The sequence below is a fragment of the Anatilimnocola floriformis genome (assembly GCF_024256385.1).
GTDB lineage: Bacteria > Planctomycetota > Planctomycetia > Pirellulales > Pirellulaceae > Anatilimnocola > Anatilimnocola floriformis.
Genome location: NZ_JAMLFW010000001.1, coordinates 4,917,891 through 4,944,082, shown reverse-complemented (window position 1 = coordinate 4,944,082; position 26,192 = coordinate 4,917,891). Strand labels below are relative to the sequence as shown.

General features: G+C 58.3%; 24 protein-coding genes. 12 read left to right on the top strand and 12 right to left on the bottom strand.

What is annotated here, in order from left to right; genetic code table 11:
* Positions 1–78: 78 nt before the first annotated feature.
* From M9Q49_RS19390 to M9Q49_RS19355, 8 genes are all read right to left on the bottom strand, one after another.
* Entirely contained in the window at positions 79–2,106 is a 2,028-nt protein-coding gene (locus tag M9Q49_RS19390) for a type VI secretion system Vgr family protein (RefSeq protein WP_254510478.1), read from the bottom strand.
* Positions 2,107–2,242: 136 nt separating this feature from the next.
* On the bottom strand, positions 2,243–4,981 hold the full coding sequence (gene tssH / locus M9Q49_RS19385) for a type VI secretion system ATPase TssH (RefSeq protein ID WP_254510477.1): 2,739 nt from the start codon (positions 4,979–4,981) through the stop codon (positions 2,243–2,245).
* Positions 4,982–5,103: 122 nt separating this feature from the next.
* Entirely contained in the window at positions 5,104–5,487 is a 384-nt protein-coding gene (locus tag M9Q49_RS19380) for a hypothetical protein (protein WP_254510476.1), read from the bottom strand.
* 28 nt (positions 5,488–5,515) lie between these two features.
* Positions 5,516–6,817: a type VI secretion system baseplate subunit TssG gene (tssG, locus tag M9Q49_RS19375; RefSeq protein ID WP_254510475.1), complete on the bottom strand. Its 1,302-nt coding sequence runs from the start codon at positions 6,815–6,817 to the stop codon at positions 5,516–5,518.
* Positions 6,781–8,637, bottom strand: a complete 1,857-nt coding sequence (tssF, locus tag M9Q49_RS19370; protein ID WP_254510474.1) for a type VI secretion system baseplate subunit TssF — start codon at positions 8,635–8,637, stop codon at positions 6,781–6,783. The genes tssG and tssF overlap by 37 nt, the downstream gene beginning before the upstream one ends.
* Positions 8,637–9,122, bottom strand: coding sequence for a type VI secretion system baseplate subunit TssE (gene tssE, locus M9Q49_RS19365; RefSeq protein ID WP_254510473.1), 486 nt, complete (start codon positions 9,120–9,122; stop codon positions 8,637–8,639). The genes tssF and tssE overlap by 1 nt, the downstream gene beginning before the upstream one ends.
* A gap of 178 nt (positions 9,123–9,300) precedes the next feature.
* Positions 9,301–9,852 (bottom strand): hypothetical protein, encoded by a 552-nt coding sequence (locus tag M9Q49_RS19360; protein WP_254510472.1) that lies wholly within the window; start codon positions 9,850–9,852, stop codon positions 9,301–9,303.
* 58 nt (positions 9,853–9,910) lie between these two features.
* Entirely contained in the window at positions 9,911–10,657 is a 747-nt protein-coding gene (locus tag M9Q49_RS19355; RefSeq protein WP_254510471.1) for a DUF4339 domain-containing protein, read from the bottom strand.
* 149 nt (positions 10,658–10,806) lie between these two features.
* On the opposite strand from M9Q49_RS19355, the gene M9Q49_RS19350 reads away from it, so the two are divergent.
* The 5 genes from M9Q49_RS19350 to M9Q49_RS19330 all read left to right on the top strand — a co-directional run bounded on the left by M9Q49_RS19350 (position 10,807) and on the right by M9Q49_RS19330 (position 16,455).
* On the top strand, positions 10,807–11,394 hold the full coding sequence (locus tag M9Q49_RS19350; RefSeq protein ID WP_254510470.1) for a ClpP family protease: 588 nt from the start codon (positions 10,807–10,809) through the stop codon (positions 11,392–11,394).
* 26 nt (positions 11,395–11,420) lie between these two features.
* Entirely contained in the window at positions 11,421–12,518 is a 1,098-nt protein-coding gene (gene ald, locus M9Q49_RS19345; protein WP_254510469.1) for an alanine dehydrogenase, read from the top strand.
* 105 nt (positions 12,519–12,623) lie between these two features.
* On the top strand, positions 12,624–13,685 hold the full coding sequence (gene mtnA / locus M9Q49_RS19340) for an S-methyl-5-thioribose-1-phosphate isomerase (RefSeq protein ID WP_254510468.1): 1,062 nt from the start codon (positions 12,624–12,626) through the stop codon (positions 13,683–13,685).
* Positions 13,686–13,800: 115 nt separating this feature from the next.
* A complete protein-coding gene (locus M9Q49_RS19335) occupies positions 13,801–14,871 on the top strand; it encodes a hypothetical protein (RefSeq protein WP_254510467.1) in 1,071 nt (356 codons plus the stop codon).
* Positions 14,872–14,874: 3 nt separating this feature from the next.
* Entirely contained in the window at positions 14,875–16,455 is a 1,581-nt protein-coding gene (locus tag M9Q49_RS19330; protein ID WP_254510466.1) for a CotH kinase family protein, read from the top strand.
* Positions 16,456–16,478: 23 nt separating this feature from the next.
* Here M9Q49_RS19330 and M9Q49_RS19325 read toward each other — a convergent pair whose 3' ends face one another.
* The gene (locus tag M9Q49_RS19325) at positions 16,479–17,459 is read right to left on the bottom strand and encodes a cytochrome c (RefSeq protein ID WP_254510465.1); all 981 of its coding nucleotides are present in this window, start codon (positions 17,457–17,459) and stop codon (positions 16,479–16,481) included.
* 388 nt (positions 17,460–17,847) lie between these two features.
* Between M9Q49_RS19325 and M9Q49_RS19320 the strand changes: the two genes are divergently transcribed.
* From M9Q49_RS19320 to M9Q49_RS19310, 3 genes are all read left to right on the top strand, one after another.
* Complete coding sequence (locus M9Q49_RS19320) at positions 17,848–18,093, top strand: DUF433 domain-containing protein (RefSeq protein ID WP_254510464.1); 246 nt, start codon at positions 17,848–17,850, stop codon at positions 18,091–18,093.
* Positions 18,090–18,467, top strand: coding sequence for a DUF5615 family PIN-like protein (locus M9Q49_RS19315; protein WP_254510463.1), 378 nt, complete (start codon positions 18,090–18,092; stop codon positions 18,465–18,467). The genes M9Q49_RS19320 and M9Q49_RS19315 overlap by 4 nt, the downstream gene beginning before the upstream one ends.
* Positions 18,468–18,544: 77 nt before the next feature.
* A complete protein-coding gene (locus tag M9Q49_RS19310) occupies positions 18,545–19,711 on the top strand; it encodes a pyridoxal-phosphate-dependent aminotransferase family protein (protein WP_254510462.1) in 1,167 nt (388 codons plus the stop codon).
* Between the two features lie 45 nt (positions 19,712–19,756).
* Here M9Q49_RS19310 and M9Q49_RS19305 read toward each other — a convergent pair whose 3' ends face one another.
* From M9Q49_RS19305 to M9Q49_RS19295, 3 genes are read right to left on the bottom strand one after another with little or no spacing between them, the layout of a single operon-like run.
* Complete coding sequence (locus M9Q49_RS19305; RefSeq protein ID WP_254510461.1) at positions 19,757–20,572, bottom strand: ankyrin repeat domain-containing protein; 816 nt, start codon at positions 20,570–20,572, stop codon at positions 19,757–19,759.
* 30 nt (positions 20,573–20,602) lie between these two features.
* Entirely contained in the window at positions 20,603–21,208 is a 606-nt protein-coding gene (locus M9Q49_RS19300; protein WP_254510460.1) for a macro domain-containing protein, read from the bottom strand.
* 4 nt (positions 21,209–21,212) lie between these two features.
* Positions 21,213–22,379, bottom strand: a complete 1,167-nt coding sequence (locus M9Q49_RS19295; RefSeq protein WP_254510459.1) for a hypothetical protein — start codon at positions 22,377–22,379, stop codon at positions 21,213–21,215.
* A 235-nt stretch (positions 22,380–22,614) separates the two neighbouring features.
* On the opposite strand from M9Q49_RS19295, the gene M9Q49_RS19290 reads away from it, so the two are divergent.
* The 4 genes from M9Q49_RS19290 (at position 22,615) to M9Q49_RS19275 (ending at position 26,124) form a co-directional block, all read left to right on the top strand.
* Positions 22,615–23,181 (top strand): DJ-1/PfpI family protein, encoded by a 567-nt coding sequence (locus M9Q49_RS19290; RefSeq protein WP_254510458.1) that lies wholly within the window; start codon positions 22,615–22,617, stop codon positions 23,179–23,181.
* 50 nt (positions 23,182–23,231) lie between these two features.
* Positions 23,232–24,632, top strand: coding sequence for a hypothetical protein (locus M9Q49_RS19285; RefSeq protein WP_254510457.1), 1,401 nt, complete (start codon positions 23,232–23,234; stop codon positions 24,630–24,632).
* A 17-nt stretch (positions 24,633–24,649) separates the two neighbouring features.
* Complete coding sequence (locus M9Q49_RS19280) at positions 24,650–25,459, top strand: lysophospholipid acyltransferase family protein (protein ID WP_254510456.1); 810 nt, start codon at positions 24,650–24,652, stop codon at positions 25,457–25,459.
* A 119-nt stretch (positions 25,460–25,578) separates the two neighbouring features.
* Positions 25,579–26,124, top strand: a complete 546-nt coding sequence (locus tag M9Q49_RS19275; RefSeq protein ID WP_254510455.1) for a hypothetical protein — start codon at positions 25,579–25,581, stop codon at positions 26,122–26,124.
* The last annotated feature ends 68 nt before the right edge of the window (positions 26,125–26,192 follow it).

Here is a 26,192-nt window from a genome sequence, read left to right as displayed (position 1 = left end):
TTGCCAATCGCAAGCAAGAATTGCGTCACTCGCCGATTCTCGCCGGAACTGCGCTGAGTACAGCTTGTTCCGGCCTACTTAATTGATCATCAAAATTCCGCCCTTCAGCGTCGCCATCGCCGAGCCTTGGACGTTGGTCATCAGGCCTTTGATATCAGTCATCATTTGGCCGTTGATCTTGATCATCATTCCTTCGATGGTCACGCCCGTCTGGTCGATCTTGATGCTGCTCTGGCCCACCTTGAGCTCGATCGATTGCATGGCTTCGGTGGCGCTCTTGCCGAGGTCGAGCTTGGTGGTGTCGTTGCCGAGCGAGATTTTTGTCTCGCGGTTGCCCATTTCGATCTTCAGCGTATCGTTGCCCATCTTGAGCTTCGTGTCGCGATCTTTATAGATCTCCGTTTTCTGGCTTCCCTCTTTGGCTTGCGGCGTGCCGATCTTCACGGTTTGGGTGTTGAAGATCTCGATCGTCTGATCGCCGTCGTCCTTTTTATCGAAGCCCACCTTCAGTGTGTCGTTGTTTTCGACGACGCGATTGAAGTCCTTCTCGGCGTGGAAGTAGATTTCTTCCTTGTCCTTTTTGTCTTCGAAGCGGAGCTCGTTGAAGTTGTCGGTGCTGCCTTCTTTTGAGCTGCGGCTCTTCATGCCCGAGCGCGTTTGATTGTCGGGCATCGTGTAGGGAGGCATGTTGTCGTGGTTGTAGACGCTGCCGACGCACAGCGGCTGATCGGGATCGCCCTCCATGAAGTTGACGAGCACTTCATGCCCGATCCGCGGCCAGCAGAACGCGCCCCATTGCTTGCCCGCCCACGGCTGCGAGACGCGGAGCCAGCAACTGCTGCTCTCGTCTTTCTTTCCTTCGCGGTCCCACGGAAACTGCACCTTGATGCGGCCGTACTTGTCGGTGTAAATCTCTTCGCCGCTGGGGCCGACCACGACGGCAGTGTGCAGGCCGTGCACAACCGGCTTGCTCGTGGTTCGCGCGGGGCGGAACTTCACTTTCTTCGGAATGCAGGCAAACGTGTTTTGATAAGCGTTGTCGACCACGTCGTCAGAAAAGTACGGCGGGCTTTGCACGGCCGAGTGCTGCACCTCGGTAAGCACGTACGGATTGTTCTTCGTGCGGCGGCCCTCTTTGTCCTTGAGTGTGAAGCTGAAGCCGGGCGAGAAGCCGCGCATGTTCGACGAGCCGGTCGCGACCAGATGCGAGGCTTCTTCCTCTTCCATACGGATTTTGGCGAGCGACTTGCCGAGCTTTTCGACATCGCCCATCCGCTGATCGGGCTTGTTGAACTGCTGGCCGTTGTAGCCGGGGAAGTCGAACATCTCGAGCTTGTCGTTGCCGCCGACCTTCACCTGGCTCGACTCGTTGGCGTCGAGCGTCTTATCGGGCATTTGAAAATTGAAGTCGCGGCTGCTGAACTTGCCGGGCTTCATTTCCTGCGACAGTTGCCAGTCGAGCACACCTTCGTATTTCTTATCGCCGCCGATCTCGGGGATGTAGTTCACTTCGGCTGCGACAGGGCATGGCTTGTGAGCATCGGGTGAATCGGCGAGCACCAGCGTGTGCTTATCCTTTTCATGCTTGAAGTAATAGAAGATGCCTTCGTGCTCCATCAGCCGGCTGATGAAATTGAAATCGGTCTCGCGATACTGCGTGCAGTAATCCCACTTGGTGTAGGTGGCGGTCAGTTCATCTTTGAAATCGGAAAAGCCGAGATCGCTGAAGATTTTTTTGATGATTTCGGGCGCAGTCTTGTCCTGGAAGATGCGGCAGTCGGAAGTTTGAGTCAGCATCCACAGCCACGGCACGGCTTCGAGCTGGTACGAGCGGACGCGATCATCTTCGGGCCCCTGCGCAAAGCGCCGACAAATGCCGTGAAAGAAACGCTCGACATTGCCGTCGTGCGAAGTGACGCGCACGGTCACGGGCTTGCCGATGATCGCTTCGGGTTTAACCTCGCGATCTTCCGACAGCATGTCGACGGTCATGGCAAAGAGCGAGCTCATCCGCTCGGTCATGTTGAACGACTCGATGACGAGCTTGTCTTCGCCAGCCGCGGTGGTGACCCCGAGGCAGCGGCCTTTTTGGGCAAGTTTCGACATGGTGCGTGGTCTCGATGATATGAGTACGGCGTGCGCGGATTTTCCGCGCACGCCGGGGCGAAGGTTCTGTTCTACCTAATGTTCTCGCCGCGGAAACCGCGGAGTTGCGTGCATTTCTTCGCAAATCGCCGAAAAATTATTCGAGTTCGTAGGCAAACTGCGATTGGCCGTTCACCTTGATGTGCACCCGGCTGATCGCGCGACCTTCGGCCATGCGGGCCAGCACTTCTTTCGAAATGTCGGGCAACATAGTGCCGGTGAGGATGTGGTCGACGTTGCGGGCGCCGCTTTCGACTTCGCGGCAACGTTCGCGGACGGCTTCGACTACCGAATCGTCGTAGCTGAACTTGGCCTTGTGATTTTCCGCCAGCCGTTTGCCGATGTGGCCGAGTTTGAGCTTGATGATGTCGCGCATCACGTCGTCGGCGAGCGGGAAGTACGGGAGGACCACCATGCGGCCGAGGAACGCCGGCTTGAAGACCTTCAAAAGCTCGGGACGCAGCGCTTCGGCGAGGCCGGCGGAATCGGGCCGAGTGTCGGGATCGGCGCAGAGCTTCATCACCGCATCGGTGCCGGCGTTGGAGGTGAGCAAGATTACAGTGTTCTTGAAATCGATCTCGCGACCTTCGCCGTCTTCGAGCATGCCTTTGTCGAAGACCTGATAGAAGAGCTCCATCACGTCGTTGTGGGCTTTTTCGATTTCATCGAGCAGCACCACGCTGTACGGCTTGCGACGGACCGCTTCGGTCAGCACGCCACCTTCGCCGTAACCGACGTAGCCCGGGGGCGAACCCTTCAGGCTGCTGACCGTGTGAGCTTCCTGATACTCCGACATGTTGATGATGACCATGTTCTTGTCGCCGCCGTACAAAATGTCGGCGAGGGCCATCGCGGTTTCGGTCTTGCCGACGCCGCTGGGGCCGACGAGCAGGAACACGCCGATCGGCCGCTTGGGATCGACGAGGCCGGCACGGGCGGTGCGAATCCGCTGGCCGAGGGCTTCGAGCGCATCCGATTGGCCGATGACCCGCTTCTCGAGATTCTCGCGGAGTGCGAGGACCGTTTTGATTTCGTCGGTAAACATTTTGCCGATCGGAATGCCCGTCCAGCCGGAGACCACTTCGGCAATTGTTTGCGAATCGACGCAAACTTGCATCAGCGGGTTTTCACCCTGCAGCGTTTTCAGCTCGGCGTTTTTCGCATCGAGATCTTTGCGCAGCTGCACGAGTTCTTCGGCCGTCGGCGGCTTGGGTTCTTCGGCGGGCTTTGCGGCCGGAGCCGGTGTTCCTGCGGGAGCAGCCGCAGCTGGTGCTGCTACTGGCGGCGCTTCTTTCTTTTTCTTCGCCTTCTTCGGTGCGACTGCCGATTCGATCTTCGTCCGAATCTCGCGGATTTGCTTTACGAGTTCCAGTTCCTTCGTCCAGCGATCTTTCAGCTGCTGGTACGTGGCTTCGGCTGCTGTTTTTTCTTCTTTCAACTCGGCGAGCCGTTCGTCGTGCCCGCCGCCAATCGCGTTTTCACGCGTGAGGCCTTCGATGTGACGAGTGAGCTCTTCGATTCGTCGGCCGGCATCCTCGACGAGCGCCGGTGTGCTGTTGTGGCTGATGGCCACGCGGGCCGCAGCCGTGTCGAGCAAGCTGACCGACTTGTCAGGCAACTGTCGGCCGCTGATGTAGCGGCTCGAAAGTTTCACGGCGTCGCGAATCGCTTCGTCGAGCACATGAAGACTGTGGTGATCTTCCAGAGTCGAAGTAAACCCACGCATCATATTGATGGCGACATCTTCCGTCGGCTCTTCGACCTTCACGACTTGGAAACGGCGAGCAAGGGCCGGATCCTTTTCGAAGTATTTTTTGTATTCCGACCAGGTCGTCGCCGCGATGGTGCGGAGTTCACCGCGAGCGAGCGCCGGCTTCAGCAAGTTGGCCGCGTCACCTTGGCCTTGAGCGCCGCCAGCACCGATCAGGGTGTGAGCTTCGTCGATGAACAGGATGATCGGCTGCGGCGAAGCCTTCACTTCGGCGATGACCGACTTCAGGCGGTTTTCGAATTCGCCCTTCACACCAGCGCCGGCTTGCAACAAGCCGAGGTCGAGCGTGCGGAGCGAAACATTGGCCAAGATCGGCGGCACATCGCCGGCGGCGATCTTGATCGCAAAGCCTTCGACGACGGCTGTTTTGCCGACGCCCGCTTCGCCGGTGAGGATCGGATTGTTCTGCCGGCGGCGCATCAAGATGTCGATCAGCTGGCGGATTTCGAAATCACGGCCGAGGACTGGATCGACTTTTCCCGCGCGGGCGAGGCCGGTGAGATCGATCGTGAATTGATCGAGGGCCGGTGTCTTGCCGCCGCCAGCCGGAGCAGCAGCGCCGGAACCGCCGGCCGGTGCGCTAGCAACGTCTTCGATCGAACCCGCCGTCACGTCGCGGAGGTCTTTTTGCAGCTGCTCGACATTAATCTTATTGAGCTGCGGCAAGCTACTCATGATGAGCGTGGCCAGGTCGGGCGTGGCAAGCATCGCGAGGAGCAAATGGCCGGAGCGGATTGTGCTGGAGTTGAACTCCACCGACGCAAACGTCCAGGCTTCGCGAATCAGATCGCTGATCTTCGGCGACAGCGACGGCACGCGACTCGCGCCGGTTTTGAATTGTTCGATCGACTTCGTGAGGTCGCGTTCGAGGTGCGATTGATTCAACTCATACTGCCGCAGCAAACGAGCGATGTCAGTGTTCGGCGTTTCCAGCAGTTTGAGGAGCCAGTGCTCCATCTCGACGTTGTAATTGCTTTTTGAGGAACAAAGGCCGGCCGCGTTTTCGAGGGCCCGGCGGCTGTATTCGTTCAACTTGCCAATCAGCGATTTGAGATTGAGAGCCACGTTGTTCTCGCGGGGGAGTAGGGATGAAGTTGAAGGGATGAAGGGAGTAGAGGTTAGAGATAGGGAAGAACAGACTGAAGCGCGATTGCGGCGAATTTGTTACAGACTTAATTGCGTGAGCGTTACTTCGAGCCAGGCAATTTGCCGTTTTTCATGATGTCGCCGAACTTTTCGCCCTTTTCGTTCTTCTCTGATTCCGCTTTTTCGAGGGCGTCTTGAATGAGTTTCTTCATTGCCGGTGGATTGCCTTTCAGGGCATCGATGTCGGCTTTTTTGAGGTGTTTGCCGACCGCCTTGCCATATTCGTTCTTGGCCTTCTTGCCGCCAGGTTCATGGCAGACATTGCACTTCTGCGTGGCAGCATCTTCCTTATAAGCCGGCGGCGGGTTCTTCTCGATGTACCGCTCTTTCCACTCCTTATCGATCGGAGGGAGCGCGAAGAGAACCGGGGCGGCCGCGACAAACACCAGGACCATCGAAATAACCGACGGAAAAGAAGCTTTCATCTGATTCCTCCGCAATCCATCGAGCGAACTACGAACCAAACGACAATTTATTTTCGACGTTGAACACCGCGTCATCCGCAGGTTGTTCGAACGGCTTATTCCTCACCCAGGTATTCCAGCCAAGTCGCGCGCCGGGCGATTCCTTGCCCCCCAGTTGGCACCAGGGAACCTCCGCCGCTTTCAGCGTCGGCTGCACGTCGTAATCGAAACCGCCGCGGACATACACCCTTGTGAGTTGCGCCAGTTTGAGAAATGCGCCGCCCACCGGCAAGTAGTCGAGAAATTGCTTATAGCTGAGCGGGCCGAGGCGGATGCGGAATTTGCCTTGCGATTCCCAGATTCGCGAGCCAATCACGGTGTTCTGGCCAAGCCGAGGCGCTGCCGTTTTGACGGCTGGTTTGGCAGGCGATTGTTTTTTCGTTTCACCAGGCCGGACGACTTCCTCGCGAATGGGCAGACAAGTTCGATACTCGGCTGGCAGTTGCAGCCATTGACCGACGAACTGTTGCACCTTCACTTGCGTCGCAAAGTAACCGCTGAGAAGTTGCTCGAGCCCGATCGCGCTGCGATGCGATTGCGAGAGGAGTCCCGCGTAGTGCCGGAGTGTTTCGTCGGCGACGTTCAAGCGATTGGCGAGTGCACCGCGAACGATATCTTTGTAACGCAGCAGCGAAGTGCCGAAACCGCCGAGGTCGAGCAGGTTTTGCGAGACCTTGTCGAGCTTCGGCCGATCTTCGAGCACGAAGCCGCGAAACTTTTGTGTTCCTTGTTCCTGACGGATGCGACCGATTTTCACGGCCCGTTCATAATCGAACCAGAAGCGATATTTTTGTCCAGCTTCGTGAAACAACATCACCAGGCGATGGTTGAACAGATCGAGAAAGTCACGAAGCACAAAGTCGCGCTTCTGCATCCGCTCGATGACTTTTTCGGTATAGAACCGCGGCAGCGCGCCCATCGAGCCGGTCAGCCCCAGGAACGACACCGTCATCTCAAGCCGGCGTTTCGATTGGTTCGGAAAACTGCGCAGATCGAAAACTTCGCTCGAAGGAAACGACAGCGACTGATGCGCGCGAAAGCGGATCGGCAGCGGTTCGAGCAAGCTGTCGAGATCGACCTTGTGGTCGAACAGCCGCATCTGCCGCAGCGCGTGCATCGCTGCGAAGAATTCGTAGCGGTAAATCGCTTCGCCGAGGAGCGACATGCGCACGGAGTATCCAGGCCGCGCCGGATCGTGATCGGCGTCGGTTGGGTCGATGTCGCTGCCAGCCTTTGACGCGCGGATCCAATCCGCTAACTCAGCGTCAGATGGCCAGTTCTCGGCGGCCATGTTCGCTCCCAGGAGTCGCGCTGTTTCGATTTCGCGATCATCCGCGTGAATGAATTGATCGTGGCATATTGCCCGAGGAAGTGCTCCAGCACGCAAGCGAGCAAGAAGAACCCAGTGCCGGGATACTTCTCGTCGTCGAACGTCAGTTGCACATCCAGGCCGCGGCAAAAACCGCGGGTCTTGCCGTCGAGTATCGGGGCAATGCTCCGCTGACTGTTGATCGAAGTAATGCCTTCGATCATCTGCGCCGTCGTTTGAGACGAGGTGTAATCGTAAAGCCGGAGGATTTCGCGCAGCGCAGCTGCGCCGTCCGAACCGCCGGTGATCGACAGGTGATTGAGCGACAGATGCGAAATGAGTCGCCAGCGATTGGCCGCCTCGCGCAACCGCAACGGCTTGGTGGGTTCGACGGGCGTCGTGATCTTACGCACCGGAGATTGGCCGACGAGTTGAAAGCCCCAAGGATCGGCACCGGATTTTTGCACGTTGCCGGGGACGTCGCGATTGGTACACGTCGTTGTCACAATCGCCACTTCGGCCGGCGGCACGGTGGGATTGAAGTCGAGATCGACAAACGACATGAACACATCCGTGCCATGGTCGTCGTCGCGAATCGACGGCGTGCGGTGATGACACCAGTAGGCCCGCTCGCCCGCGGCTTCGCTATCGTGCTGGAACGAAAAGAACGGTTTGTATTGAATGTTCTCTTTCGTTTCCGGATGGATGCTCTCGACCTCGTCGATCGAATAGACCTCCATCGCGGTTTGCCGGCGAATGTCGGGATAGAGCGGATACTGCGTCTTCGTCCGCGTCAGCCGAATCGGCTCGGTGGTTTGCTTAAACAGGTTGATTATCGGCGTACAGCCGAGACGGAACGTGTCGGTCTTGATCCGCGTCTCGAGTTGGTTCGCCGGTTTGTTCAGAAACACGACGAGTTCGAATTGATCGGTCGCCCGTAGTTGCTGCAGGATGTCGAGCTTGGTGACATCGCAGAACAAAAATTTGTGCGGAAACGTGAAGAATTCGGTCAGCAGCCGATAGCCAGGCAGCGATCGTGGTCCGTAGGGTAGCATTCCTTCGTCAGGACCGTAGCCAACTTGCTGCAAGCACGTTGCAGGGAGAAAGGCGTAGCTGTCTTTGGGATTCACATCGGGAATGCGAACCATCACGCTCACCGCGTGATTGAACAGCAGTTCGTACAGCTGATTGGTCGTTGGCTGATCGCCGCTCAAAAAGAAGCGGAGCTTTTTGATATCGAGCTTGGCCAGCGGATGAGCACTGCGCGATTTGATCTCGATGCGAATCGCCGATTCGGCATCGCGCAGGCGGCGGGGATCGACGACGTCGCTGATCTCGCGGCCGAAGGGCGCGCTCTCGTAGCGCGCCCTGATGATTTCGAGCGGCCAGAGTTCCGCATCTGCCGTGGTACGAAAGCGACAAGGCAAGCCGTTGATCTCGCGCGAAAAAATCTCCGTGCCGCGCGTGATGACCGGTCCGGTGGTGAGATTGCCTTGGGCTGGATCGAGCTCCAGCTGAGCAATCGCCATCGAGGGGATCGGCGCGAGGTAATGCGGATAGAGAATGTTCAGCAGCGAGTCGACGAGTTCGGGAAACTCGTCCTTCAGCTTTACTTGCACGCGGGCGGTGAGAAAGGCAAAGGCTTCGATCATCCGCTCGACGTGCGGATCTTGCGACACGCCGGTGTCTTCGCTCAGCACCAATCGGCCGGCAATGCCGGGGCGTTCAGCGGCGAACTCCTTGGCATAGTGCCGGATGAACGCCAGTTCGCTTTCGTATTCGCGCTCGAGTCGAGTGGCCATTAGGTCTTTTTCACCTTCCACTCGCCGGTGCCGCTTTCGATGACCGTATCGAACTCCACCGGCACGGGGTTGGGTTCGATCTTCAGATTGGCTCGCACCGTCAATCGCAAGCTGCGATCCGACTGCGAAGCCCCTTGCGTGGTGACCACGATATTCGACAGCCGCGGCTCAAAGAGGCGGATCGATTCTTCGACCGCGGCCCGGATCGTTGCCTGCTGTTCGAGGCTGTCGGGGTTCACATTGCTGATATCGGGCAAGCCGAAGGCGATGACCGATTGGCGAACTTCGGAGCCTTCTTCGAGCGGCTCGGCCAAGCCCTGGCGGCTGTTGAGCATCGACGCCAGGTCGCGAAACACGTTGCTCTGCAATTCGCTGAGGGACAGCGATTGCGGATTCTGCGGCGTGGCCTCCTCGTTCGGTTTGATTTCGATCAGCCGATCGAAAACCGAGGCGAGGAGGCGCTGATTACCGGGAATACGTGTCACAGAGTTATTGCCGGGAGTACCCGGAGTTTTTGCCGCGAGGATGAAGAATGAAAGTAAGGCGCAGTATCCCACACCTTATCGGCTAGCACTCCCTCCCGATCGTAAAACCACCCGGTTTGTTACGATCCTGCCGCCCATGCCTTCTCTGCGTCCTCCGCGACTCTGTGATTCAATCTCCCTACTTCACCTGCATCGAATCCACCAAATCGCGGAATGCCTTCTCATTCTCGGTCACGGTCGCCTTCGGCCCATAGAACTTGAGAAAGTAATTGCCGGCATCCTTGGTCTGCACAATCGCGGCGAGCATCCGATAGTTCTCACGCAGCACCGGCTTGCCGCCAGCGAACGGCGCCGGGTTGTCCTTGTAAGTGCCGGCCACGTCGACCCACTGCACATCTTGACCGCCGACCTTCAGCTTTTCGATCTTGGCTTTGTCTTTGCTGTCACCGCCACCCGGTTGATCGAACTGGCCGATCCAGCGATCGATGTTGGCTTCGACCGTGCCGCCGGCACCCATCACCGTCATGCGGCCGGCGAGTTCGTCACCCTTCGCGGCGGGTACTTCATACTCGACTTCGATGATGCGGACCTTGGGAGTTTTCTTCGTCCAACCGGCGGGAGCTTTGAATTCCAACTTGCCGTCGGCAACGGCGAACTTCGTCGCTTCTTGAGCAGACGCAAAGGAACACAGTGATGCCAACGCCAGAGCGAACAAGAAACCGCAGCGCATACGAAAACCCCTAATGGTGAGACAGCTGATAGCGATGTGCCAAAATCCAGCGGCCATTTTACGGGCTGGGAGTTTCGCCGGAAAGCGACAACTGGCCGGAAATAATGAGGGCCAGAAACACGCCCAAGACCAAGCAGACCATGACGAGCACGACCAGGATCGTTACCGTCGTGGAATTGTTCTTGGATCTGGAATGGCCCGCCGGAATGTGCGGCGAAGAGTATTTAGGAGCCGTGTTCGTTTGCACGCTGAAGACGGGAGCAGCCGCGGCCGCGGGTTTGCCGAGGGAGGGAAAGACCTCGGTTGCGGCCAGCCAATCGACCCAGCCTTCGCGCCAGACGAGCGAATCGGAAGTGACTCGCCCTTCGGCTAACCACTTGCGCATCACATCGCCGCGAGCAGGACCAAACTGGCCACCCGATGGCGGCCGCACAAACCAGGTCGCCAGCGGATTCTCGGCAATCGGATCGCCTGCCAACCCCGGTGGTGGAGGTGGCATGCTGGGCGCGGGGGGCACAAACTGCGGCATCGGCCCCGGCGCTTGTTGCGATGGATAACCGGGCAGAACCGGCTTTTGCGTGTAGGCAGACTGTGGATGCACCGCCTGCACGACGGCCGTTGGGGAAGTTGGTGCTGGCTCCGTCGGCGCGTCTTTGTCGTCATCGCCGTCGCTGCCGAGGCCGGGCTCCGAGCGCTCGGGAATGCGCAGTTTCACGCCGCAATCAGGGCAGACCCCTTTCTTGCCAGCCAAGAACGATTTTACGTTCAGCTTGTGGCCGTTCGGACAATGAAAACGGATACCCATAATCGCCTAATCTCATTTCCCGCGCGCACAGCACCCCCTCAGGGCCAACCGCCGGACAGTTGCTATTATAGATAACGGCCGCTCGAATTGAAAAACCCGTTGAAAACCTCAGCCCAAGATCCGGGCAATTTGCCCACGGAAGAATCGTTATGACCGAACCGGACTCCCCGGGCGATGACCTGCCCGAAGGTCCCCTGGAAATCGCCATTTGCGGCGACCTGACCGAGCGGGAAGCCGAGATCACCGAAAAGCTGTTCGATGTGCCCCCAGGCGGCGACTGCGTTATTTATTTCAATTCGCCGGGCGGAGCGGCTTACAGTGCCTATTCACTCGCCAGCCTGATTAAACTCCGCGGTTTGAACGCGACCGGCATCGTTGTCGGCGAGTGCTCCTCGGCGGCCATCTGGATTTTCGCCGCCTGTCGTCGTCGCCTAGTTACGCCCCACAGCGTGTTGCTGTTTCATCCCATGAAATGGCAAAGCGAAGAGCATGTCATCATTGCCGAAGCAGCCGAATGGGCTCGGCATTTTGTGCACCTCGAAAAAGATATGGACGAACTCCTCGCGCGGCTGTTTGGCGTGCCGCTGGAGACGCTCAAGCCTTGGTTGAATCCGGGTAGCTATGTGACTGGCAGCCAACTCGTGACCGCTGGCCTGGCGGAAGCGATCGGCCTCGAGCCGTTGCCGGAGCTGATGCCGCCACCACCGCCCAAACCAACTGCCAAATCGCGTAAGTAGAACGAACCAAACTCAGGAGCCTGCTAATGATCATTGGCGTGCCGCGGGAAATCAAACGGGATGAGTACCGCGTGGCGATGCTCCCCGTCGGCGTCGACGAGCTGGTTCGCGCCGGGCATCAGGTGCTGATCGAAGTTGGCGCGGGCCTCGGCAGCGGCATCACTGATGCGGAGTATCAAGAACAAGGCGCCCGCCTCGTGCATTCGGCCGCCGATGTCTACGGCGAAGCCGAACTCATCGTCAAAGTGAAAGAACCGCTTTACCAAGAATGGCCGCTGATTCGCCCCGGCCAGGCACTCTTCACCTATTTCCATTTCGCCGCCAGTCGAGAATTGACCGACGCCATGCTCGGCAGCGGCGCGACATGCATCGCTTACGAAACGCTCCGCGATGCACAAGGCCGTTTGCCGCTCCTCACACCGATGAGCGAAGTCGCCGGCCGCATGAGTATTCAGGAAGGAGCGAAATACCTCGAACGGCCGCAGCAGGGGCGCGGCATTCTTCTCGCCGGTGTTCCTGGCGTGGCTCCCGCTCACATCACGATTCTCGGCGGCGGCATCGTTGGTGCGAACGCAGCGAAAATCGCGGCCGGTTTTCAAGCCGATATCACGTTGCTCGACGTCAACATGGATCGCCTCCGCTATCTCGACGACATCATGCCTCCGAACGTCAACGTTCTTTACAGCGATCGCCACACGATTCGATCGCAGTTGAAACTCGCCGATCTCGTCATCGGGGCCGTGCTCATCCCGGGCGCTCGCGCGCCGAAGCTCGTCACGCGGCAAGACCTCAAAGTGATGAAGCCCGGCAGCGTTATCATCGACGTCGCTATCGACCAAGGCGGCTGCATCGAAACGAGCCGGCCGACCACGCACAGCGATCCGACCTACATGGAAGAAGACGTGCTCCATTACTGCGTCACGAACATGCCCGGCGCGGTCGGCCGCACCAGCACGTTTGCGCTTTGCAACGTCACGCTGCCGTGGGTCATGCAACTCGCCCAGCGCGGCATCGACGACGCTTGCCGCGAACTTCCTGCGCTCGCCTCCGCCGTCAACATCCGCCGCGGCCAAGTCACCTACCGCGCTGTTGCCGAAACCTTCGGTCTGCCGTTTTCTGCTTAGAAGTAGCTGTAGCTGAATTCGCCAGAATTCAGAAGAAGCTGGTTCGATTTTCATTTCCTAGTTCACTCGCAACTCTCCGAATTCTGGCGAATCCGGCTACTTCAGATGAATCATAAACCCGTTGAAACCATGCGTTGGATCGGCGACGAGCAAACCGGCTCGTTGTCTCTCATCGATCAAACCCGCCTCCCGCTCGAACTCATCGAGCTCAACTGCACGACCGTCGAGATGGTGTGGGAAGCGATCAAGCAACTCCGCGTCCGCGGCGCTCCTGCCATCGGCATCGCGGCCGCGTATGGCGTGGTTGTTGGATTGCAAACCGTGAAAGGCCAGAGCGAAGCCGCTTTCGATGCGCATTTGACCAAGGCCATCGAATACCTTGCCGGCAGCCGGCCCACGGCGGTCAATCTGTTTTGGGCTCTCGACCGGATGCAGCGTCGCGCGAAAGAACTCCGCGCGACCAAATCTCCCGCCGAAGTCCACCGGCTGTTGCTCACAGAAGCGAAAGCCATTCACGACGAAGATCGGGAGCTCTGCCGCGCGATCGGCCGTCACGGCGCGGCGCTCATCCCGAGCGGTAGCGGTGTGCTCACTCACTGCAACGCCGGCGGCCTGGCGACGGCGGAATACGGCACTGCGTTGTCGGTTTTCTTTACCTGTCAGGATCAAGGTAAAGCGCTCAAAGTCTTCGTCGATGAAACTAGGCCGCTATTGCAAGGCGCCCGTCTGACCGCCTGGGAACTCACTCAGCGCGGCATCGACGCCACGCTGATCTGCGACAACATGGCCGGCCAGGTGATGCGCGAGGGCCGCGTCCAAGCCGTTGTCGTCGGCGCCGACCGCATTACCGCCAACGGCGACACCGCCAACAAAATCGGCACGTACTCGGTCGCTGTTCTCGCCCACGCCCACGGCATTCCGTTCTACGTCGCGGCACCGACGACCACGTTCGACCTGACGCTCGCCACTGGCGATCTCATTCCCATCGAACAGCGCGCCGCGACCGAGATCACCCACGGCTTTGGCCGCCAAACGGCCCCCGAGGGCGTCGCTGTCTACAACCCCGCCTTCGACGTCACTCCGGCCCGCCTGATCCGCGGCATCATCACCGAGCGCGGCGTGATTGATCCGGTGAATGAAGAGAACATTCGGCGCGTCGTTTCTTGAGTGGCTGCGCTCTAGCGATCTACTAACTTTGGTAACTGGGCGAGAAAAACTATATAGTGACTTGCCGTAGCAACGACGAAAGTTCACTTGCCACTTCATTTGAACGGAGTTCTCGATGAAGGCGAACGTCTTTTCGGCCATTACATTTTTTGTTGTTGGAACTCTTAGTGCCGCGCTTGGTCAGGAGACCAAAGTTGCTGTTCCGGTTGTTGAGCTGGGTAAAGGTTACGAACTAATCGGCAGATTGCATGAACCACTCGGCAAAGTGGTTCGCGTTAAAGGCTTCGTTGTTGAAGGCAGCTCTAAGGGCTTTGACAGTAACGATAACTTCCGCGTGCAGCGCATCAATGGAAAGGCGACGCAGGAGTACATTCAGTTGCAAATGGACGATGAGACTCACGCGGTTCCCACGCAAGAGAAAGACAAGATTCGCCCCCAGCGAGGCAAGTCTTACGAGCTGGAGGGTTATGAAACTGGCGGGTTTGTCGGACATCCGGACCTGGGAGCGGGGCCGTTCTTCCAAACAGTTCCGCATTACTTCCGTCTTGAATTCTGCTTCGTCCGCGTTAAAGAAATTCCTGCTGTAACCTTCACACCAGCCGATTTCATTGGACGCCGGGCAATACTGCAGGGAATAGCTCGGGACAAAGACGGCCAAGCCATCATGGATGGCGAGCAATGGCAAGTCATTGTCAATCCCAAGGCGCCTTGGCCTAAGGAGATACTTGAGAAGAAGGTTGAAACTCTCGGAATGTACAATCCAGGCAAACCAGACTACGACAATCCGAAGGCAGTCGAGGTTTTCACACTCATCGACGGTTCGGCGCGCCCGGTCGATCTCGCTGATCAAGTAGGTCAGAAGGTTGAGCTGCGAGGTCGCGCGACGAGCCGAAATGGGGTTTGGTGGTTTGAGTTTCGTGACCAGGACATCTATGTCGAGAATTTAGAAGAAATGCCGGGTTGGAGCGAAGAAGTTAGCCGTCAACCGATCGTCATCCGCGGAGTGCTGGCTAAGGCCAAGCTGCCGCGAGTCGACCAGGTCTCCGTCAAGGCAAATCGCAACTTGCGAGACTACTACATCGTGCGGCAGGCAACTTGGGCGGTCGCCGGTAAGCTCCTTGGTCCCGAGGAACCCACGCTGCAACGCTGGATTGCTACGAACTCGATTGATGACAAGGACGAGTGAGCTATGGAGCGATTAATTCTGTGGCTGGGTATCTTCCTCATATCCCACGTCTGCACTGTCGCCGCTGAGCCGAAGGATGCCCGCGGCGAAATCTTCGGCCTCGATAAACTCCACGAATTCCATCTGACCGTCTCGGCCAAAGACTACGCTGCCATGGATCCGCCGCAGCCCGCCGGTTTCGGCGGCAGGCCGGGTGCGGCTCCTGCGCGGCCGGTGCTGAATCCTGCCGATGCGGGCGCGGGGAATTTTGGGTTTGAGTTCGAGTATGTCCATGCTGATTTGGAAGTGGAGGGCAAGACCTATAAGGACGTCGGTCTGCGCTACAAAGGGAGCGGCACTTATATGATGTCGCAGCGGCAGGCCAAACGCTCGTTCAAGATCGATCTCGATCGCTACGGCGGTGAAGCGACGTTTCATGAGCACAAGAAGCTAAACCTCAACAGCGGTGTGATGGATCCCACCAAGGCCCGCGAGGTGCTGGCCTACGAAGTCTTCCGCGCGGCTGGAGTTCCCGCGCCGCGAACTGCGCTGGCCATCGTGACGCTCACCGTGCCGGGTAAGTTCGAGCGCGAGATGCTCGGCGTGTACACGCTCGTCGAGCAAGTCGACAAGCCATTTCTTAAGACGCACTTCGGCGATAACAGCGGTCTGCTTCTCAAGCCGGAAGGAATCCGCGGCGTGCCGAACCTGGGCGATGAAGTTGCCAGTTACGAAAAGCTCTACAACCTCAAGAGCGATGCCAAGACTGCTGATTGGAAACGGCTGATCGAGTTCACACGCCTCGTCAACAAAGCCGACGACGCCGAGTTCCGTGGGCAGATCGCAGAGAAGTTCGACATCGACGCCTTCACGCGTTTCCTCGCGGCGAACACGCTGTTGTCGAGCATGGATGGCTTTATCGGCGTCGGCCACAACTACTATCTCTATCTGTCGCCGAAGACGAATAAGTTCGCCTTCATTCCCTGGGACCTCGACCTCGCGTTCGGAGCCTTCCCGATGTACGGCAATACTCAGCAACTGGCCGATCTGAGCATCGAGCATCCGCACGTCGGCGAAAACAAACTCATCGATCGCTTGCTCGCCATGCCCGACGTGAAGACCGCCTATCGTGAGCAACTGCGCAAATTGATCGCCGAGCTTTTCAATGCTGACAAGCTCGGCCGTGGGCTTAGTGCCGTGGAAACTCTTTTGAAAGAACCGCTCGCCCAGGATAAAGCTGCGGCCACGAATCGCAAGGAGCAGGGAGGCGGCATGGGGATGTTCGGCGGTGGAACGATGCCGCTGCAAGCATTCATCACGCAACGCGTCACTTCCGTCAACTCGCAACTCGACGGCAAAAGCAAAGGCTACATGCCGACGCAAGGCTTCGGCTTTGGCGGGCCACCGCCCGGTGCCGGTCAGCAATTGGCCAAGCCATTGCTCGACGCGCTCGATGCCGATAAAGATGGCAAAGTCTCGGAAGCCGAATTCACCGTCGGCATGAAGCGGCTATCGGGTGAATGGGATCAAGACAAAAACGGCGCGCTCGATCAAAAAGAAATTGCCGATGGCCTGCAGAAGTTGCTGCCGCGCCGACCGATGTAGTCGGCGCGAGAGACTGCGACGGGCTACGATCGATAGTTCTCATGACAATCGGTGCAGCTCTTGCCGATGTCGCTGGCCGCTTTCGAAGCCTTGTCAAAATTCTTGGTCTTCACCGCATCGACGATTTCCAGCGAGGCGGCTTTCAGCTTATTGCAGATCGCCGTGTATTCGCTGGTGTCGGCATCTTCCATTCCTTCTTTGGCGAGAACTGCGCCGATGGCGGCGAAGATTTCGGCGTCATACAGCAGCTTGTCGGCATTGGCCGTGAAGGCACCTTTGTCGGAGCAAGCCGGCTTCAGTCGCGGCTCGAACACGCTTTCCAGATGCTGCATCAGCGGCGTGCGATTGCAAACGTCTTTCCAAGATGCCTTGGCGTCGCCGTTTTTCCCTTCGAAGGGATTGGCGCCGCCGATCAGGTCTTGCAGTTCTTCTTTCCGCTTCTTGGCTTCGTTGAAGACGCCCGTCGTGCCGACTTTGGAGTTGGCTGCTGTGCGGGCGAATTCGTCGCGAGCCACGGGGGCATTCGCCTTCCAACGAACCTCGCCGTCATATTCGCCGATAATGCCAAAGGTCATGGCGAGCACGCTGAAGTCGCGGCGGGCCGCTTTGTAGCCCTTGCCGGCAAAGTCGCTGGGGGTGGTCACGCCCGTATCGACCTGCTTCTTCATTTCCTTCACGATCCGCTCGAGCGTATCGCCGCTAATAACCCCTGCCCAACCCGAGCCAGCCACGCCCCCCGCTGGCGCCGCAGGGCCGCCCGTCACAGGGGCTTTCCCACCGGTGTTCACGGCAACGGCAGTCCCCGGCTGACCGAGATTGCCGGGCCGTTCGCCTTGCAACCCATCCTTGAACGCATCGGCAAAGAAGTTGGAGTTCGGCTTATCGAATTTCGGCGGCTGAGCCCGCTTGAATGACTTGCCACCTTTGGTCTGAGCCCAGCCCAGGGTGCAGACCATGATGGTCAAAGCCAGGCAACAAAAGCGAACGAACCAGGTACGAGTCATATCACGCCTCAACGGACCGATTAGCTGCGAACGAGCCGGAGAAATGTTCCTAGCAGTCCATTATCAATGAACGAGCGAGCGGAGGCAATGGTTTCGCGCCTACCGAGTTCGTCTTATAGTCGACGTGACTACGATGTGTGCGAAAAACCATGATCTCACTCCAGCTGAACAGCACCGCCACCACGATTGCGCAGGCACAAAACGCGTACAGTGCCCACCGCACCAGCCGCTCCCAGTCAAATGGGGGCGGCAGCGGCTCGTTCAGTTCGCGCGGCGATGCGTAGGGGTTGGGTTGCATCGAAGTATTCTAATCAGACGATTTCGGATTCGCCCCCAGAGGAGACGTTCGCTAGAATACAGGTCGCAAGAAGTATTCAGGAATTAGCCGATGACGCGCAACGAACTGCTGAGCCGAATCTCGATCAATCCCAACGTCTGCTTCGGTAAGCCGTGCGTCCGTGGCCGGAGAATTTGGGTTTCTCTCGTGCTCGACTGGCTGGCGAGTGGCTTGGAAGTTTCGCAAGTCATGCGCGAGTACGATTTAACAAAGGAAGATGTGCTTGCCTGCATTGCGTATGGCGCGGAAATGAGTCGCGAGCGGTATGTCGAGATTGCCCTGGATGCGGCTCGATGAAACTGAAGCTCGACGAGAATTTGAGTCGCTCGGCGGCGGAAATCTTCCGCGAAGCAGGCCACGATGTTCATACCGTCGGCGACGAAGGCTTGTTGGGTTCTACCGACGATGACGTCATCACGGTCTGCCAGCGCGAGGAACGCGGTCTCGTTACTCTCGATCTCGACTTCAGCAATCCTCTGATCTTCACGCCGTCCGAATATCACGGCATTATGGTCTTGCGCCTGTCGGCTCACCCCAGTCACGACGAACTGCTGCTGGTTTGCCGCACCTTGCTGCAGGCACTGGAAAAGGAAGCCGTTCTAGGGAAGCTCTGGAGCATCGAGCGCGGCCGGGTGCGCGAATATCGACCTGAATCGTCGGGTGAGAATTGAATCGTTAGTTCACGACATCTGCCGCCGCGGCAAAACGGCGGCTATCATGGGCGAAACCATCACCACAGGAGTTTCCCATGATTGCCCCCGAACTTGTGCCGCCGGTCCGCGTACTCATGGGACCTGGTCCGAGCGATACGCATCCCCGCGTGCTGCAAGCCCTCGCCAAGGGAACGGTCGGCCATCTCGATCCCTATTATCTCGAGCTGATGAACAACCTGCAGAACATGCTGCGGCAGGTTTTTCGCACGCAAAACCCCATGACGATGGCCATCAGCGGCACGGGTTCGGCGGGCATGGAAGCGACCGTCGTCAACCTCATCGAACCGGGCGACACCATGGTGGTGTGCGTTAACGGCGTCTTTGGCGGCCGCATGGTCGATGTCGCCGAACGGGCCGGGGCCAAAGTCATCAAGGTCGAAAAGCCGTGGGGACAGGTCTTCACCGTCGAAGACATCGCGCCAGCTCTCGAGCACAAACCCAAAGTTCTCGGCATCGTGATGGCCGAAACCTCGACGGGCGCTCATCAGCCTCTCGAAGAGATTTCGAAAGCGGTGCACGACGCTGGCGCGCTGCTGCTCGTCGACGCAGTTACTGCCCTTGGTGGTGTGCCAGTCGAAGTGGACAAGTGGAACATTGACGCGATTTACTCCGGCACACAAAAGTGCCTCAGCTGCCCGCCGGGGTTGTCGCCGGTTTCGTTCAGCCCCAAGGCGATGGAAGTGATTCTCTCGCGTAAGACCAAGGTGCAGAGCTGGTACCTCGATGTCTCGATGCTCGCCAACTATTGGGGGCAAAACCGCGTGTACCACCACACCGGGCCGATCAACATGACCTACGGTTTGTATGAAGCGTTGCGACTCGTGCTCGAGGAAGGGCTCGACAACTGCTTCGCTCGCCATCGCAAAAACCACGAAGCTCTGAAAGCCGGCCTCGCCGCGATCGGCATTCGCTACAGCACGCAGGAAGGACACATTCTGCCGCAGCTGAATGCGGTCACCGTGCCCGAAGGTGTTGACGATGCAAAGGTCCGCAGTGCGCTGCTCAACCGCTTTGGCATCGAGATCGGCGCCGGCCTGGGCGCTTACAAAGGCAAGGTCTGGCGGATCGGCTTGATGGGCTATGGTTCGCGCCCGGCGAACGTGCTGCTGATTCTTGGTGCGCTGGAACAACTGCTCGCGGAGCAGGATTACCTGTTCACGCATGGAGCGAGCATCGCAGCGGCGAATGATACGTATGTGTAGAAATAGGCCAAAGCAAGCGGTACTCCGCGCAGCTCCGGCCTACACTTATTTTGTCGGATCTCCACCTGCGTCAATCAGATGCTGATACAGTTCCGCAACGTTGGGGAGGCGACTATAGTCGCCGCCCATCAATCCATCGTATTCTTGTTTGATATACTTAGTCACTCCTATCGTTTGACCAGGGAACACCGGTGCATTTGGATCGGCTCCATGCGCGAGAAACGCGTCGAGGATTTTCACCGGCGACCAGCGGTTTAAAACGACATAAAGGAGCGGCCTGGTTTCAAACCGGGCGTTCGGATCGAGACCATGATCGAGCAGAAATTCCACCAGCTCGACTTCCTGATTTTCGATCGCGCTCCAGGCAAATTGAGGCAGGTCGCGAATCTCTTTCAGGAGCGAGGGATCCTGTTTGAGTTTCTTCGCAACCTTGCCGGGGCCGCTGAGAAACACTTCCGTAAAAAAATCAATCGTGGCGTTGTGCTTCTTCAGAAGTTTGGCCATCGACTTCATTTCGCCGGCAGCCGCCCAGTAGATCGGAGTGTGATCGAAGTTGTCCGCGATGTTGGGATCAGCGCCGAGTTCTAGCAGCACTTGGACGGGCTTCGATTTGTCGTTGTTGACGACGGCCCGCACCAGCGGCGTTTCGCCTTTGTCGCCGCGGGCATTGATGTCGCTCCCCATTTCTACCAGCAGCCGAATCAAGTCGACCTTGCCGCTGCCCGCCGCATAGTGGAGTAGCGTGTCGCCCAAAGAGTCCGTTGCCGTTACCAACTGCGGATCGCTACGGATCGCAGCTTCGGCAGCCACCTGGTGGTTCACAATCAGATGAGAAACATCTTCGATGGATGGATTTGCCATGGGAATCCAATTGCGGAATTGCGTTTCCTGTTAATCCCAAATCTTGATCTCATCACGATTGAGATTCAGATGCCGGCGTTGGGCTTCGTCGAAGTCGGTGGGATAGGGCGTTTGCCAAAGGATGACTTCGCGATACGCCTGCCACATTTGCCAAGCGGCGGTTGCCGCGCTCATGCCGCCAACGCCGGTTCCGAGACCGGGGATTGCCACGCTGTTGATGGCTGGCGACAGTTGGTGATGAATTACCGTGGAAAGAATGGCTTTCATCGCCAGGTAGGGATTGATGGACTGCCGGAGTTTCATGGGCACACGAATCGTTGGCGCAGATATGAGCCAGGGAATGCGTTCGTCGCCGGTCGACATCACGATCGCTTCGCCGACGAGCAGTTCACCGAGTGGCCGAGCAGCGATCAACTGCTGAAGCTTCTTTTGCAAATCCCAGCCGAAGCGGTTCGATAGGGCGATGTCGAGACCGCCATCCATGAAGCCAAACGAGTTTGCCGGGCTGACGATCGCGTCGACTTGCAGCTGACAAATGTCCTGGTCGTGTATCTCCACATCGGCTTCATTCGCGAAGTGGCAGCGCCATTCGTCGCCTAGTTCCGGGCTGCCATAATGTACGAGATGCCATTTCAAGACGTTATTTTCCCTTAGCGGCCAAGCACGCCGCATATCCAAGAACATCGCCCTGTTCTTTGCAATAGGCGAGGACCGCGTCGAACTGTTTGGCTTGCGTGGCAAGTTCGACCAGCGACGGCGCAAGGCCGATCGGCTGCACGCACTTGGGCTTGATCTTGATGCCGGCCACGATGGCTTCGGCGGGGCGGTTCAGGCGGGCGAGCAAGTCGACGAGCGTTTCGAGCGGCGCGGTGCCGTTGTACTGTGGGTCGAGCAGTTCGGCTTTTTGCTCGAAGTAGGCGATGGCTTCTTCGACGTTCTGGCCGAGCAGGGATTGAAAGTAAAGAGCGTTGGCCGGGTACTGATCGGCAAAGGGCTCGTCTCCCTGATATTGAAATTGCTGGCTCAAGCGGCGGCCGTACTCGGTCAGGTCGAGGGCCATCCGCAGATCGGCGGCGTCGCTGAGGACGCGAGCGTTGCGGACGGTGGAGGCCAGGTGCGTGGTATCGATGTGATAGGCGTTCTCTTGGAACAGCCATTCGCGATCGCGGATCAATTCGAGCAGTGTGTTGCCGGCCGGGTTGGCGCCTTCTTGCTTGGCAATGTCGTGCTTCACGCTGCCGAGCAGATCGCTGTGGACCTTTTGCAGCAACTTGCGAGCGGCGGGCTGTTGTTCGCTGCGGGGACGGCGAGCGACCGATTGGTCGTACTGCGTGATCGAGCTGCACGTGCCGTACTGATCGATCATCAGCTGAAAGCCGCGGCCGATGTCGACGCCCTTGTGAAGCAGAACCTCGATCAGTTCTTCGGCGTTGTCTTCATCGGCTTCGATGTCGGCGAGCAGTGCGCGGGCCTCGGCCGGTTCGCCGACCGGGCGCAGGTACATGTAGCCTTCGCGGATCTTGCCTTGCTTGAGCAGCAGCGAGCCGACCTCACGGCAGGCGGCGATCAGCCCGTCTTCGAGTTCCTTGCGCTGCTTTTCCGTCAGTCCTTCGTTGTTGTCCTTGGTCTGCAACGGCAAGCCGAGTTGCAAACGGGTTTGCATCTTGAGGGCTTCGAATAGTTCATGATAGCGCTTTTCGTCGCGGAGTTGTTGCGCGGCTTGCGCGAGCACCTGGGCAGCGCCGCCGCTGGCGAGCGAGGACTGCAATTGATCGAACGAAGCAGTGGCGGTGGCAGCGGAACTCATGGACACATCGCTCATAGAAGGGCGGGAGAACCAATGGGCGGGAATACGTTATCGTACCAAGCCCAGGAGAAACTCGGCTACTGGTCGCGAGAGATGCACGCCGCTAATCTGACCGCTGTCCCCGGGAGGGCGAGGCTCCCGCCGAGCCGTGACCTGCTGGGCGACGTCGTTCTGCATACCTCGGCTCGGCAGGCGTCTCGCCCTGCCGAATCGCGGTACTTCGAAAGTTTATCCGATGCCTAAAATCTTGATGCCGCTCGGCGATGCTACCGAGGCGCTCGATACGTTTTATCCTTTCTTCCGCCTGCAAGAAGCCGGTTATGAAGTAGTCGTCGCGGGGCCGGAAGCGCGACTCTACCACACGGTGCTGCACGAGATTCCGCCAGACTCCAGCATTCCTTGGGATATCACGCAGGAACGTCCCGGCTACTTCATCAAAGCCACGATGGCGTTTCGCGATTGCCGCGGCAGCGACTTCGCCGGCATGTTCATTTCCGGCGGCCGAGCGCCGGAATACATCCGCTACGATCAAGATCTGCTCCGCGTGACGCGCGAGATGGCCGACGCGGGCAAGCCCATCGCCTCGGTCTGTCACGGTGTCGAGATTCTCACCGCGGCCAACATCATTCAGGGTAAGAGTGTCACCACGGTTGCCAAGTGCCAACTCGATGTCGAGCAAGGTGGCGGCAAGTATGTGAACAAAGAAGTGGTGATCGACGGCCGACTGATCTCGGCCCGAACGTGGCACGATAACGCGCCGTTGATGCGTGAGTTTCTGAAAATGCTGGAAGGGGCGCGGTAGCGGAAGCAGAATAAAGCTGTCTCGTCTGTCCTCAACTTGAGTTGGCACCCATGAATGAACAACCTGTAAACGCACAGCAAGCCGTCGCTGTGCGACAAATTATCTGGCGCGACATTTTTCCCTGGCTCATCCTCATGCGCTGCTTTCGTCTCGCGATCGCACCGGGGCCATTGATGCTGGCGACGGCGGCCGTCGCGTTCACCTCGCTGGGTTGGTGGGAAAGTGCGTTCATCCTGCCGAAGGTAGAGCGCGAGCGCGTTCGTCAGCCGCTGCTGCTGACCGAAGCCGTAGCCACGCATCCGCACAGCAACATGACGCAATTTCCGCAGCACACGTTCGGCACGAATCTGCCGCTCGAAGGTGCCGCCACGGTACCGTTTAAACGACTGGCAGAACCAGCGCTGGAGATCTTCAGCGCCGACACTTCGTTTCGGCATGTCGTTTACTACGGCATTGGCTTTTTGATTTCTGCTGCCGTGTGGGGATTTTTCGGCGGGGTGATTTCACGCCAAGCCCTGGTGCAGTTGGGTTGCGATACGACTTACGACTGGCTCGATGCGGCCCGGTTCGTTGCGCCTCGCTATCTGCAGTACGCGCTCGCTCCGCTTGCTCCCCTCTTCGCACTGTGCGTGATGGGCTTGCTCGTCGTACCGCTGGGTTTGCTCATGCGACTCGAGATCGGTGTGTTTCTCGCGGGGCTGTTGTGGATCTTCGTGATCGGCCTGGGGCTGGTGGCGGCGTGGCTGATTGTCGGTTTGTTCTTTGGCTGGCCGCTGATGTACGGTGTGATCGGTTCGAAGCGCGATGGTGATGCACTGCAAGCCTTCAGCGATTCGTTTTCGTACGTCTACGGCAAGCCACTCCACTATTTGTGGTACGCACTGGTGGCGATTTTCCTCGGCGGTTTGGGGCTGCTCATCGTTCACCTCTTCGCGACCTCGGCAATCGAGTTTGGTTGGTGGAGTGCTTCATGGGGCGCTGGAGCAACTCGGATTGCTTTGATTCGCCAGCAAGTGACCGAAGTTCGACTGGGAGCCAACGTCGAAGCGCCGATCATGCGCGAGGGGGGCGTCGAACTAGTTGCGCTCGTCCTTAGCCTGGTTGAAGTCGTCGAGCGGGCGGCTGCCTACAGCTACTTCTTCGTCGCTTCAACTGCCATTTTCCTGCTGATGCGGTTGGCCGTCGATGATAAAGAGATGGATGAAATCCAGCTCGAAGAGGACGAAGAGATTCTCGAAACCGCCCGGAAAGGAATGCTGAGCGACGAAACGCCCGCGGCGCAGCAACCGCCGCCGCCGGGTGCGACGGTTGCATTTGATACTGCAGCGCCACCGACACCACCGCCAGCCGTGAACACGACGGAGATCACTACGCCACCTGCCGAGAGTACTCCGCCACCTCAGATTCCACCGGCCGAACCACCACCGAGCAGCGACAGCGCTGACCGGTAAACCGCGCGGAGGCCGTTGTGACTTTGCTGCAAGGATCGCTCATCGCGCTGGGCGTGTGCGTCGCGCTGTTGATCAGTTGGTTAATTTACTTGCGGTTGTTCAGCCAGTTCGGGCCGCTGCAAGCGATTTTTTATTTCGGCGCATCGATCTTGGTGCGCTGGCAGTGGCGTGCGAAATTACCAAAGAAATTGCCGATTCCCGAGCTCGAGGGAGCGGTCATCGTTTGCAATCACCGCAGCAGTGTTGATCCGTTCTTTGTGCAGATGGCCTCGCATCGCAAGATTTATTGGATGGTGGCGCGCGAGTTCGTCGAGAATCCGCTCTTCGGTTTCTTCCTTCGCATTTGTGAAGTAATTCCAGTCCGCCGGAGCGGCGTCGATACGGGGGCGACGAAAACTGCCCTGCGATACACGGCGGCCAAAGGTCTGGTCGGCATGTTCCCTGAAGGGCGGATCAACATGACCGAGCAACTGCTGCTCCCTTGCCGGCCTGGGGCGGTTGTGATCGCGCTGAAGTCGCGCGTGCCGTTGCTGCCGGTTTACATTCAGGGCTCGCCGTATCGCAAAACGGCTTGGAGTCCGTTTCTCATGCGGGCTCGCGTCGAAGTGCGCGTCGGAGAATTGATCGACGTCTCGGAGTTCTACGGTCGCGAAGATGATTCGGAACTCGTGCAGCGATTGATGCTCCGGGTGCTGCGAGAAGTTTGCGTGCTCGCGGGGCAACCCGATTTCGAAATCAAGCTCGCCGGCCGAAACTGGAAACCGACGGCAGAAGAAATCGCCGCCGATGTCGCGGCCAGCGAAGAACGGCGAAAACGAACGCCGTAAGTGAAGCGTTCGAGCGCATAAACGAATCGGCCGGCACAATCGCTACCGCGGGCTTTCTCAGCCGACAGCCGGTTTGCGACCCATATTTGGAGAGACGCCACTTTTCTGGGAGTTCTCCGATGCGCTTGTTCGCCGCCACCGCCGTTGCTGTCTTCTGCTTTGCTGGTTTCTGTCAGGCCGCAGAAGGTCGCAAGCCGCAGATTGAGTTTCAGGAAGAGACCTACGTCCTGGCGTTTTCACAGGCCAATCAGTTCGAAGCCCTCAACGAGTATGTTCCCGAGAATGAGACGATCGACGAATGGAGCTCGCTAATCGCGATTCGCACTTACTCGGGACGCAAGGATTATCGTGAGCTCGCCGGGCGTCTGGTGCAGGCCTTGAAGCAAAAGAATCCGCAAGCTCGTGCAGCCGTTCTGATGAGCCCCGACGGCAAGCGAACTAAGGTCGACTTTGTGACGTGGGACACCGCTGCCGAAATCACCGAGTTCAATATTTTCATCTATCAGCTCAGCGCCGATGGCCAGGGCGTTCTGGTGCAGCAATATGCCGAGCGGGCCTATGGTAAGGAAGAGGGACTGGAGTTGCTACGCGAACTCAAAGACCGCCGGCCGAAGCTGCTAGCAGAGATCGCCGATTTTGCGTTCCCGGCGATTCGCAAGAATTAAGCGAAATTTTCGCTGTTACCGACAGAATCGTTATGATCGCACTTTGTGGCCAGCCGATAACGGATTAA

Excerpts from the sequence above, each read along its gene's own strand:
- M9Q49_RS19390 (WP_254510478.1), bottom strand. The coding sequence starts at position 2,106 with ATGTCGAAACTTGCCCAAAAAGGCCGCTGCCTCGGGGTCACCACCGCG.
- M9Q49_RS19380 (WP_254510476.1), bottom strand. The coding sequence starts at position 5,487 with ATGAAAGCTTCTTTTCCGTCGGTTATTTCGATGGTCCTGGTGTTTGTC.
- tssG (WP_254510475.1), bottom strand. The coding sequence starts at position 6,817 with ATGGCCGCCGAGAACTGGCCATCTGACGCTGAGTTAGCGGATTGGATC.
- tssF (WP_254510474.1), bottom strand. The coding sequence starts at position 8,637 with ATGGCCACTCGACTCGAGCGCGAATACGAAAGCGAACTGGCGTTCATC.
- M9Q49_RS19360 (WP_254510472.1), bottom strand. The coding sequence starts at position 9,852 with ATGCGCTGCGGTTTCTTGTTCGCTCTGGCGTTGGCATCACTGTGTTCC.
- M9Q49_RS19355 (WP_254510471.1), bottom strand. The coding sequence starts at position 10,657 with ATGGGTATCCGTTTTCATTGTCCGAACGGCCACAAGCTGAACGTAAAA.
- M9Q49_RS19350 (WP_254510470.1), top strand. The coding sequence starts at position 10,807 with ATGACCGAACCGGACTCCCCGGGCGATGACCTGCCCGAAGGTCCCCTG.
- ald (WP_254510469.1), top strand. The coding sequence starts at position 11,421 with ATGATCATTGGCGTGCCGCGGGAAATCAAACGGGATGAGTACCGCGTG.
- mtnA (WP_254510468.1), top strand. The coding sequence starts at position 12,624 with ATGAATCATAAACCCGTTGAAACCATGCGTTGGATCGGCGACGAGCAA.
- M9Q49_RS19335 (WP_254510467.1), top strand. The coding sequence starts at position 13,801 with ATGAAGGCGAACGTCTTTTCGGCCATTACATTTTTTGTTGTTGGAACT.
- M9Q49_RS19330 (WP_254510466.1), top strand. The coding sequence starts at position 14,875 with ATGGAGCGATTAATTCTGTGGCTGGGTATCTTCCTCATATCCCACGTC.
- M9Q49_RS19325 (WP_254510465.1), bottom strand. The coding sequence starts at position 17,459 with ATGACTCGTACCTGGTTCGTTCGCTTTTGTTGCCTGGCTTTGACCATC.
- M9Q49_RS19320 (WP_254510464.1), top strand. The coding sequence starts at position 17,848 with ATGACGCGCAACGAACTGCTGAGCCGAATCTCGATCAATCCCAACGTC.
- M9Q49_RS19315 (WP_254510463.1), top strand. The coding sequence starts at position 18,090 with ATGAAACTGAAGCTCGACGAGAATTTGAGTCGCTCGGCGGCGGAAATC.
- M9Q49_RS19310 (WP_254510462.1), top strand. The coding sequence starts at position 18,545 with ATGATTGCCCCCGAACTTGTGCCGCCGGTCCGCGTACTCATGGGACCT.
- M9Q49_RS19305 (WP_254510461.1), bottom strand. The coding sequence starts at position 20,572 with ATGGCAAATCCATCCATCGAAGATGTTTCTCATCTGATTGTGAACCAC.
- M9Q49_RS19295 (WP_254510459.1), bottom strand. The coding sequence starts at position 22,379 with ATGAGTTCCGCTGCCACCGCCACTGCTTCGTTCGATCAATTGCAGTCC.
- M9Q49_RS19290 (WP_254510458.1), top strand. The coding sequence starts at position 22,615 with ATGCCTAAAATCTTGATGCCGCTCGGCGATGCTACCGAGGCGCTCGAT.
- M9Q49_RS19285 (WP_254510457.1), top strand. The coding sequence starts at position 23,232 with ATGAATGAACAACCTGTAAACGCACAGCAAGCCGTCGCTGTGCGACAA.
- M9Q49_RS19275 (WP_254510455.1), top strand. The coding sequence starts at position 25,579 with ATGCGCTTGTTCGCCGCCACCGCCGTTGCTGTCTTCTGCTTTGCTGGT.